At 59.7% G+C, this 9,102-nt stretch carries 10 protein-coding genes; all 10 read right to left on the reverse strand.

The window, feature by feature from the left end:
- Positions 1-11: 11 nt before the first annotated feature.
- The 10 genes from UN63_RS10330 to UN63_RS10375 all read right to left on the reverse strand — a co-directional run bounded on the left by UN63_RS10330 (position 12) and on the right by UN63_RS10375 (position 9,038).
- Complete coding sequence (locus UN63_RS10330; RefSeq protein ID WP_373294606.1) at positions 12-1,178, reverse strand: serine hydrolase; 1,167 nt, start codon at positions 1,176-1,178, stop codon at positions 12-14.
- A gap of 73 nt (positions 1,179-1,251) precedes the next feature.
- Positions 1,252-2,079, reverse strand: coding sequence for a septal ring lytic transglycosylase RlpA family protein (locus UN63_RS10335; RefSeq protein WP_104486681.1), 828 nt, complete (start codon positions 2,077-2,079; stop codon positions 1,252-1,254).
- Entirely contained in the window at positions 2,063-3,034 is a 972-nt protein-coding gene (gene mltB, locus UN63_RS10340; RefSeq protein ID WP_104486682.1) for a lytic murein transglycosylase B, read from the reverse strand. Before mltB ends, UN63_RS10335 begins: the two co-directional genes overlap by 17 nt.
- Before the next feature lie 12 nt (positions 3,035-3,046).
- Positions 3,047-4,153 carry a rod shape-determining protein RodA gene (gene rodA, locus UN63_RS10345; protein WP_104486683.1) on the reverse strand — a complete coding sequence of 369 codons (1,107 nt, stop codon included), beginning with the start codon at positions 4,151-4,153 and terminating at the stop codon, positions 3,047-3,049.
- Positions 4,146-6,038 carry a penicillin-binding protein 2 gene (mrdA, locus tag UN63_RS10350; RefSeq protein ID WP_104486684.1) on the reverse strand — a complete coding sequence of 631 codons (1,893 nt, stop codon included), beginning with the start codon at positions 6,036-6,038 and terminating at the stop codon, positions 4,146-4,148. The genes rodA and mrdA overlap by 8 nt, the downstream gene beginning before the upstream one ends.
- Before the next feature lie 2 nt (positions 6,039-6,040).
- Positions 6,041-6,511, reverse strand: a complete 471-nt coding sequence (rlmH, locus tag UN63_RS10355; RefSeq protein ID WP_104486685.1) for a 23S rRNA (pseudouridine(1915)-N(3))-methyltransferase RlmH — start codon at positions 6,509-6,511, stop codon at positions 6,041-6,043.
- A complete protein-coding gene (rsfS, locus tag UN63_RS10360; RefSeq protein WP_104486686.1) occupies positions 6,511-6,852 on the reverse strand; it encodes a ribosome silencing factor in 342 nt (113 codons plus the stop codon). The genes rlmH and rsfS overlap by 1 nt, the downstream gene beginning before the upstream one ends.
- Before the next feature lie 34 nt (positions 6,853-6,886).
- Positions 6,887-7,534 carry a nicotinate-nucleotide adenylyltransferase gene (gene nadD / locus UN63_RS10365; protein WP_104486687.1) on the reverse strand — a complete coding sequence of 216 codons (648 nt, stop codon included), beginning with the start codon at positions 7,532-7,534 and terminating at the stop codon, positions 6,887-6,889.
- Positions 7,531-8,553: a DNA polymerase III subunit delta gene (gene holA, locus UN63_RS10370; protein ID WP_104486688.1), complete on the reverse strand. Its 1,023-nt coding sequence runs from the start codon at positions 8,551-8,553 to the stop codon at positions 7,531-7,533. The genes nadD and holA overlap by 4 nt, the downstream gene beginning before the upstream one ends.
- A complete protein-coding gene (locus UN63_RS10375; RefSeq protein WP_104486689.1) occupies positions 8,553-9,038 on the reverse strand; it encodes an LPS-assembly lipoprotein LptE in 486 nt (161 codons plus the stop codon). The genes holA and UN63_RS10375 overlap by 1 nt, the downstream gene beginning before the upstream one ends.
- Positions 9,039-9,102: the final 64 nt, after the last annotated feature.

Raw genomic sequence — 9,102 nt, forward strand, 5'->3', positions numbered from 1 at the left:
CCTGATGATGATCAGTTGAACAGGTCCTGAACCAGCAGCTTGATGTAGTCGATCAGGCGGCTGAAGATGCCACCCTGCTCGACTTCTTCCAGCGCGACCAGCGGCATGGTCATCACGTCTTTGCCATCCAGTTTCAGGTGCAGGGTGCCGACTTGTTCGCCTTTCGCCAGCGGGGCCTTCAGCGCCTTGTCGAGGGTAAAGTCGGCTTCCAGGCTCTGGGCCTGACCGCGGGGAATGGTCACCGCAACCGTCTTGTCGACGCCGAGGGCGACGGTGTCCTTGTCTCCCATCCAGATCCGCTGATCCATCAGCTTGCTGCCCGCCTCATAGGGGGTCAGGGTCTGATAGAAGCGAAAGCCATAGGTCAGCAGTTTCTTGCTTTCGGAGGCGCGCATCCGTTCGTTCGACGCACCCATTACCACGGCAATCAGGCGCATCTCTTCCTTGGTGGCGGAAGACACCAGGTTGTAGCCTACGGCCTCAACGTGGCCGGTCTTGATGCCGTCGACATTCAGAGACTGATCCCACAACAGGGAGTTACGGTTGTGCTGGGTAATGCCATTGAAGGTAAAGGATTTTTCGGCATAGATTTTGTATTCTTCCGGCACATCACGGATCAGCGCCTGACCCAGCAGCGCCATGTCGTAAGCGGTGGTATACATGTCATCGCTGTGCAGACCGTGCGGGGTCACGAAGTGACTGTTGTTCATGCCCAGTCGGGCCGCCCAGCCATTCATCAGATCGGCAAAGGAATTGACGCTGCCGGCCAGATGTTCGGCCACGGCTACGGTGGCATCGTTACCGGACTGAATGATGATGCCCCGGTTCAGCTGATCGATGCTGACCTGCTTGCCCACTTCCAGAAACATCACCGACGAGCCGGGGAAATGCTGTGCCCAGGCCGCTTCGCTGATGGTGACCATGTCGTCCCGCTTGACCTTACCTTCCTGCAGCGCCTGACCCAGTATGTAGGAGGTCATCATCTTGGTCAGGCTGGCTGGCGGCAGTTTTTCGTCGGCCTGGTGCGACACCAGTACCTGGCCGCTGGCATAGTCCATCAGCACATAGGATTTGGCAGCAATGGCCGGTGGCTCCGGGATCATGGGACCCTGGGTTTGTGCCTGAGTGGTAAAGGACACAAAAGCGGCGAGTAATAAGGAGGGGAGAGTGTTAACCATACGCATAACGTCTGCTGGGTCCCTGTGTAAATAGGCATTGGCTGCCGGTGTAAGGTGAATTAAAACTGGCCTGTCAGTTCAGAAAATAGGCCTGTGCATACCCTTCGGCAATCAGCCGGGTCAGGGTGTTTTCTGTTTTGTTCGCCGGAATGGGGCCCATCTGCAGGCGATACCACTCAGACTGGCGCTCCACTCGGGCGGGGAAACCATACTCCTTGCTCAGGCGGGCAGCAAGTTCCTTGGCTTTATCGGCAGAGCGGGTGGCCAGCAACTGAATATGTTTACCCTCGGTGGTCTTTGCCAGACGGGTTTCCTTACCGTTGGGAGCGACCTTGATCAGCTCGATTTTCACCGGCGCCGTGCCGGTATTGAGCATGCCCAGCTTGTAGGCGGCGGCATAGGATACATCGAGTACCCGATCGTCGTGGAAGGGGCCGCGATCATTGACGCGTACTACCACCTGTTTGCCGTTTTCCTTGTTGGTGACGCGCACGAAGGAAGGCAGCGGCAGATTCTTGTGGGCGGCGGTCATGGTATACATATCATATACCTCGCCGTTGGAGGTGTGGTAGCCATGAAACTTGGCGCCATACCAGGAGGCCATGCCTTCATCCTGATAGTTTTCCACCTCCTGCCATACCTCGTAATCCTGGCCCCAGACGTTGTAATTCTTGTTGCCCTGGCGGGTATAGGGCTCATAACGCGGCACCGCGTCCTTGACGTGATCCAGGTTGGGGGCCACGCCGGGCGGCTTGTCCTGACGCAGGGCATAACGGCCGCCGGCGGTTTCCCGATCGTAGGCATCGTCCCGGGTCTGATCCTGGCCTTGCTCGGGTTGAGAGCTGCAGGCGGCAAGCATCAGTGCCGCCAGCGGCAAGAGGGATTTAGAGAGACTGTTCATAGGCCTGCTTAAGCTGCTCACTGAGTTGATAGACCGCCATGGCGTACAAGGGGCTGCGATTATAGCGGGTAATCACGTAAAAGTTATGCCGTACCACCCAATATTCCGGGCCATCGACGCCGTCCAGGCGGATCAGCTTGACCGGGGTGCCTGCATCCAGCTCCTGATCCACCACCACACCGGCGGCCACCAGCTCGGCCCAGTTGTGACTCAGCTCCAGGGCCGGGCTCAGCAAGGCGTCCGCGGCCTCGGTATCGGTTACCAAGGCCGGATAGGCGACATCGTCACCCAGTTGCCATTTGTGTTCATGAAAGTAGTTGGCGACGCTGCCGATGGCATCCACCGGCTGAAACAGGTTGCGCTCGCCGTCACCGTCGAAGTCGACCGCATAATGGCGGTAGCTGGAAGAAATAAACTGCCCCATGCCCATGGCGCCGGCGTAGGAGCCTTTCTGCTCGTCGAGTGCCCAGCCCTGCTCTTTGGCCAGTTGCAGGTAATTGGCGAACTCGGAGCGGAAGAACTCGCCCCGGGGCGGGTAGCTAAAGCCCAGGGTATAGAGCGCATCCAGCACCTTGTGACTGCCCATGTGGGTACCGTAGAAGGTTTCCACCCCTATGATGGCGGTGATGATTTGTGCCGGCACCTGGAGTTCCTGCTCGGCCCGGGCCAGCAGCTCGGCGTGCTGCTGCCAGAATTCGACACCCTGCTGCAGGCGCTTCTCGGTCAGAAAGATGGGTCTGTACTGGTGCCAGGGTTTGGCTTCTGCCGGACGGGTCATGGCATCGATGATCGATTGCTGATAGGTGGCCTGAGCCATGGCGTCACTCAGCTCGGCGACGGGCAATTCGAACTTGCCGGCCAGCTCGTCAAGCCAGAGTTGTTGTTCCGGATTCATCTGTGCGGCCGTTACCGAGGTAGTGAACAGCAAGGCGGCAGAAACAAGGGCAAGACGCATTCGATAATCCTTTTATTTGGCCAACAGGCGCTTATGAGTATGCACGGACATCAGGATGCCAAATCCGGCCATCAGTGTCACCATGGAGGTACCGCCGTAACTGATCAGGGGTAATGGCACTCCCACCACCGGCAGCAGACCGCTGACCATGCCGATGTTGACGAACACATACACGAAAAAGGTCAGGGTCAGGGCGCCGCCGAGCAGACGGGGAAAGGCCCCCTGGGCCTGCATCGAGATATAAAGGCCGCGCCAGATGATAAACAGATAGAGCAGCATCAGCAGGCAGACGCCAACCAGACCGAACTCTTCGCTCAAGACCGCAAAAATAAAGTCCGTATGGCGTTCGGGCAAGAATTCCAGCTGCGACTGGGTGCCTTGCAGCCAGCCCTTGCCCCAGAGTCCGCCAGAGCCGATGGCGATCTTGGACTGGATGATATGATAACCGGCGCCAAGAGGGTCACTTTCCGGGTTGATCAGAGTCAGAACCCGTCGTTTCTGATAGTCGTGCATCAGAAAAAACCACAGGGCCGGCAGAAAGGCGGCGATGGCGGTCACGGCGGCCAGGATCAGCCGCCAGGACATGCCGGCCAGAAAAATGACGAAAAAGCCGGAGGCCGCCACCAGCAGGGAGGTGCCCAGATCCGGCTGCTTGGCGATCATCAGGGTGGGGAGCAGCACCAGCCCCAGGGCGATGAACACATGCAGCAGGCTGGGTGGTAGCGGATAGCGGCTGATGTAGGCGGCGATCGTCATCGGCATCACCAGCTTCATGATCTCCGAGGGCTGGAAGCGAAAAGAGCCCAGCTCCAGCCAGCGTTGTGCGCCCTTGCCGATATCGCCGACCAGCAGCACCAGCACCAGCAGTATCACCCCCAGCAGGAACACCGGTGGCGCCCAGCGGGCATAAAAGCCGGGAGGCAGTTGCGCCAGCCCCATCATCACCACCAGTGACAGGCCGATACGCATACTCTGGCGAGTAAGCGAGTCCATGCTTTCACCGGAGGCGGAATAGAGAATGGCCGTGCTGGCTCCGAGCAGGATCAGCAGTGCCAACAGCAGGGGCCAGTCCAGGTGCAGTATTTCCCACAAGGGGCGACGGCGCTGGCGTTTATTCATTATCCTGTTCCTCGCCTTCTGTTTCCTGGAGTAGCTCGGGGATCATGTAGAGATCGAGCAGGGAGCGGGCCACGGGGGCGGCGTGGGAACTGCCGCCACCGACGTTTTCCAATACCACCGACACCACAACCTCCGGATTTTCAAAGGGAGCGAAGGCCACGAACAGGGCGTTGTCGCGCAGATGCTCCCTGGTGCTGGCGTGATCGTACTGCTGGTTTTCGGCCAGGCTGAATACCTGGGCGGTGCCGGACTTGCCGCCCGCCTTGTAGGGCGTATCGGCAAAGGCCCGGCGGGCGGTGCCCTCTCTGCCGTTGATCACCCGGTACATGCCGGCCAAGCCCACATCCCAGAAGCTTTCCTGTTTCAGTTTTATGGGGGCACTTTTGCTGACCGGCATCGAGATCATGCCCTCGGGCCCCTTGATGCCGTGCAGCAGGCGGGGGTGAACGGTTTCTCCGTGATCCACCATGATGGCGATGGACCGGGCCAGTTGCAGCGGGGTGGCGGTCCAGTAGCCCTGACCTATACCTATCGAGATGGTGTCTCCCTGATACCAGGGTTGCTTGTGGCGTGCCTGTTTCCAGTCACGGGAAGGCATGGTACCGCTGGCCTCTTCGTGCAGATCTATTCCGGAAAACTGCCCGAAGCCGAAGCGGGTCATATAGTCATTGATGTTGTCTATGCCGACCCGATAGGCCAGATCATAGAAAAAGGTATCGGCCGAGATTTCTATGGCCCGGTACACGTCCATCCAGCCGTGGCCCCAGCGGCGCCAGTCGCGGAATTTGCGCTTGGTATTGGGGATCTGGAAAAAGGGGCCGCCGAAGTAACGGGTGCTGGGAGTAATGGCACCTTCGTTCAGCCCCATGACCGACATCATCGGTTTGACGGTAGAGGCGGGGGCGTAAATGCCCTGGCTGGCTCTGTTGATCAGCGGGCGGTCCGGGTTGTTCAGCAATTCACGGTACTCGGGGCCGCTGATGCCGTGCACGAAAAGATTGGGGTCATAGCTGGGGCTGGAAATCAGCGCCAGTACCTTGCCGTCTTTCGGGGTCATGATGACGGCGGCACCCCGGCGATTGGCCATCAGTTTCTGCGCTTGTTCCTGCAGCGCCACATCCACGTTGAGATAGATATCGCTACCCGGTATCGGGGGCTGATACTTTAGGGTGCGGATCACCCGGCCGCGGTTGTTGACCTCGACTTCCTGATAACCGGCCTGACCGTGTAGCAAGTCCTCATAGTAGCGCTCCACGCCCAGTTTGCCGATATCCCGGGTGGCGGCGTAGTTGGTCAGTTTGTTGTCTTCCCGCAGGCGGGCCACGTCTCTGTCGTTGATGCGGGCCACATAGCCGATCACGTGGGTGAAGGTATCCCGGAAGGGATAAAAGCGCTTGAGGTAGGCCTCTATGGTGGCGCCCGGATACTTGTGCTGATTGATGCTGAACAGGGCGACCTGCTCTTCGCTCAGGCGATTGACGAGTACTACGGGGTTGAAACGGCGCTGGCGACGTACCTCGGCCAGAAAGCGGGCTTTGACCTCGGGATCGAGGTCGAGCAGACCTATCAGCTCGTCGACGGTGGCGTCCAGATCATGGGATTGTTCGGGAGTGATTTCCAGGCTGTAGATGGGGCGATTTTCCGCCAGTAGTACGCCGTTGCGATCGTAGATCAGGCCCCGGGTTGGCGCTATGGGCACCACCTTGATGCGGTTGTCGTTGGAGCGGGTCTGATAAATCTGATGTTCGTTGATCTGCAGATGGTAAAGATTGGCAAGCAACACCCCCATCAGCAGCACTATGCCCATAAACGCAATCACTGCCCGGCGCCAGTACAGGGATGATTCGGCGCCATGATCGCGCATCTTTACCCGGCCTTTTGCCATTATTACTCTCGGTGATAGGGGTGGTTGTTATTGATGCTCCAGGCGCGATACAGGCTTTCTGCCGCCACTACCCGCACCAGCGGATGAGGCAGCGTCAGCGGCGATAAAGACCAGGATTGTTCGGCGGCGGCCTTGCAGGCAGGCGACAGCCCTTCGGGGCCGCCGATCAGGATGGCGACATCCCTGCCATCGAGCTGCCAGCGGGTCAGCTCGCCGGACACTTGCTCTGTGGTCCAGGGACGACCCGGAATATCGAGGGTGACGATGCGCGCCGATTTGGAAACGGCGGCCAGCATCTGCTCACCTTCCTTGTGCAGGATGCGCTCGATATCGGCATTCTTGCCGCGTTTACCGGCAGGGATCTCGACAAGCTCGAGCGGCAGATCCCGAGGGAAACGCCGCTGATATTCCTGAAAACCGGCGGTTATCCAGGTCGGCATCTTGGTGCCGACCGCCACCAGTTGCAATTTCATCAGGCCACGACTCCGACGCTATTGCCACCCCAGAGTTTTTCGAGCTGGTAAAAGTCGCGGGTTTCTTCCTGCATCACGTGCACGATGGCGTCACCCAGGTCGACCAGCACCCACTCTCCGGCGTCCAGGCCGTCTACACACATCAGGTGCAGGCCGGCGTGCTTGGACTCGGTGGCCAGATGCTCGGCGATGGAGTTTACATGGCGGCTGGAGTTACCGGAGCAGATGATCATGCAGTCGGTGATGGTGGACTTGCCAGTGACATCCAGAACCTGAATATCGCGGGCTTTGAGATCATCGAGCTTGTCGACGATAAAGGTATGCAGTTCTTGACCTTGCAAGGGGGCTTTCTCCTCAATTCAAAATGACGGCGGATTATAACACGGGCCTCTTATAGAGTCCCTCATCTCGAATATAGTCCGCGACCGGGTCAGGCAACAAATATTGTGGATTGTTCCCGGCCCGGATGCATTCACGTATCCGGGTTGAGGATATATCGAGTTGCGGGTTGTCGATCAGGTAAATACAGCCGGCCGGGCGGCGATGTAATAGCTCGCTGTCCCGGGTGCCTTGGGCCTGATACAGCGCTTCGATGGCCGGGTTGAAGTCGGGTGTCCATCCTGGTCTGTGACTAACCACCAGGTGGGCATGGTCGAGCAGTTCCTGCCAGCGATGCCAGCGGTCGAGGCTGCACAGGGAGTCCATGCCCATCAGAAAGCACAGGGGGATATGGGGGTGTTCCTGGCGCAGTTCGATCAGGGTCTCGACGGTGTAGGAGGGGCGGTCGCGTCTGAGCTCCCGGTCGTCCACGGTCAGCCCCGGGGTCTGTGCCGTGGCTAGCCGGACCATGGCCAGCCGGTGCTCCGGCGCGCTGTCGGGCGTGGCTCTGTGGGGCGGAATATAGTTGGGCAGCAGCCGCACCTCGGCCAGCTCCAGTCGCTCCAGAACATGAATGGCGGGGCGCAGGTGGCCGACATGAATGGGATCGAAGGTGCCGCCCAGCAGGCCGATGGCTTTTTTCATGGAGTTATTGTCATGGGGCGGTCGTCGAGAAAGCCGACACACAGGCTGTACAGCCAGCGCCAGGCCTCGTCGTCATCAAACACGGCCACGGCCCGGTCGGCGGCGGCGAGCATGGACTGCAACTGCTGCAGCTTGGGCATCGGCAGCCGGCCAAGGGCCGCCTGCATCATTGGCTGTCGGCTGGACCAGACATGCAGGGCCCCGGCCAGCTGATGAAACGACTGACCACCCTGCAACCCCAGCTTAAGTTGTTGCAGGGTACTCAGCTCCCGGGCCAGCAGATGGCACAACATACCGGCTTCTACCCCTTCCTGGCGTAGTTGCAACAGGATGCGGCAGGCCCGTTTGACCTTGCCCTGCAACAGGGGGTCGAACAGCTGGAAGGGGTTGAACTGATGATGAGGCTGTACCTGTTGCTGCAACAGCGACAGTGTCAGTGGTTGCGGCAGCTGCTGCAGGGCCAGTTTTTCGATCTCGCCCGCCACCGCCAATAGGTTGCCCTCGAAGGCATAGGCCAGCCAGTGCAGGGCCTCGGGTTCGGCTTTCATGCCATGTTGGTGCAAGCGCTGTGTAAGCCAGCGAGGAAAGTGCCGGGCATCCGGGGTGACGACCGGCACCTGGGGGCCCGCCGCCGTCAGCGCCTTGAACCAGGCACTCTTCTGCTGTTGCTGATTCAGCCGGGGGCCGGTGATCAGCAGAAGCAAGTCGCCGTGGCACTGGGCCAGCAATTCGCGCAACCGGTCCGAGCTTGTCTTGTCGAGCTTGTCCGGCAGGTGCAGCTCGATGATCTGCCGCTGGCTGAACAGGCTCATGGACTGGCTGGCCGCGAAGATATCGTCCCAGTCCAGTCCCTCGTCGGCATCGAAGCGGTGACGCTCGTCGAACCCCTGAGTGCGGGCGGCCTGGCGAAAGGTGTCCAGCGCCTCCTGTTTCAGCAGCGGCTCGTCACCATAAATGAAATAGCAGGGTGCCAGCCCGGCCTGCAGATGTTGCGGCAGCTGTTCCGGGTAGAGGCGCATCAGAACGACAGGCGATTGAGCTGGCGCACGATTTGCGAGGCAGCCTCGAATTCCATCTGCTCGCGCAGTTGCTGCTGTTCGCGGCCAGATGCCAGTGCCTGCTCGGATTTATCGAGGAAGCTGCGGTTGAAGGTGACGTTGAACACCTGACGCGGCTGTTCGGGCATGTCCAGGGTAAAGCGGGTGCCGAAGCGGGTGGCGTATTCGAGCGCATCGGCCCGGGCGTTGACCGAGGCGACGCTGTTGCCCTGGCCCAGCGCCGATATGGTCAGCACAGGGGTGAGCGCGTCGGGCTCGACCAGTTGCACACCGGCGCGTTGCAGCCGGGCGGCGACCAGCCGATAAAACTGGGTCTTGTCGTCGCCGACCAGTGCCAGCCGCTGCAGCTCGGGGGCCAGATTATCGCCACCCCTGAGCTGAAAGCCACAACCGGCCAGCAACAGCGTCAGCACAATCAGCGTGGTTGCCTTGATTCGAGTGAGCATGAAAACTCCTTTAAAAAACAGCGTTAAGCTGTGAGCCATAAGCTAAACAAAAAGTACAACACCC

Origin of the sequence: Oceanisphaera arctica (assembly GCF_002936955.1) — a bacterium.
Classification (GTDB): domain Bacteria; phylum Pseudomonadota; class Gammaproteobacteria; order Enterobacterales; family Aeromonadaceae; genus Oceanimonas; species Oceanimonas arctica.

Coding starts and splice junctions, on each gene's coding strand:
- UN63_RS10335 (WP_104486681.1), bottom strand. CDS start 2,079: ATGAACAGTCTCTCTAAATCCCTCTTGCCGCTGGCGGCACTGATGCTT.
- holA (WP_104486688.1), bottom strand. CDS start 8,553: ATGCGCCTCTACCCGGAACAGCTGCCGCAACATCTGCAGGCCGGGCTG.
- UN63_RS10375 (WP_104486689.1), bottom strand. CDS start 9,038: ATGCTCACTCGAATCAAGGCAACCACGCTGATTGTGCTGACGCTGTTG.
- rlmH (WP_104486685.1), bottom strand. CDS start 6,511: ATGAAATTGCAACTGGTGGCGGTCGGCACCAAGATGCCGACCTGGATA.
- UN63_RS10330 (WP_373294606.1), bottom strand. CDS start 1,178: ATGGTTAACACTCTCCCCTCCTTATTACTCGCCGCTTTTGTGTCCTTT.
- rodA (WP_104486683.1), bottom strand. CDS start 4,153: ATGAATAAACGCCAGCGCCGTCGCCCCTTGTGGGAAATACTGCACCTG.
- nadD (WP_104486687.1), bottom strand. CDS start 7,534: ATGAAAAAAGCCATCGGCCTGCTGGGCGGCACCTTCGATCCCATTCAT.
- mltB (WP_104486682.1), bottom strand. CDS start 3,034: ATGCGTCTTGCCCTTGTTTCTGCCGCCTTGCTGTTCACTACCTCGGTA.
- mrdA (WP_104486684.1), bottom strand. CDS start 6,038: ATGGCAAAAGGCCGGGTAAAGATGCGCGATCATGGCGCCGAATCATCC.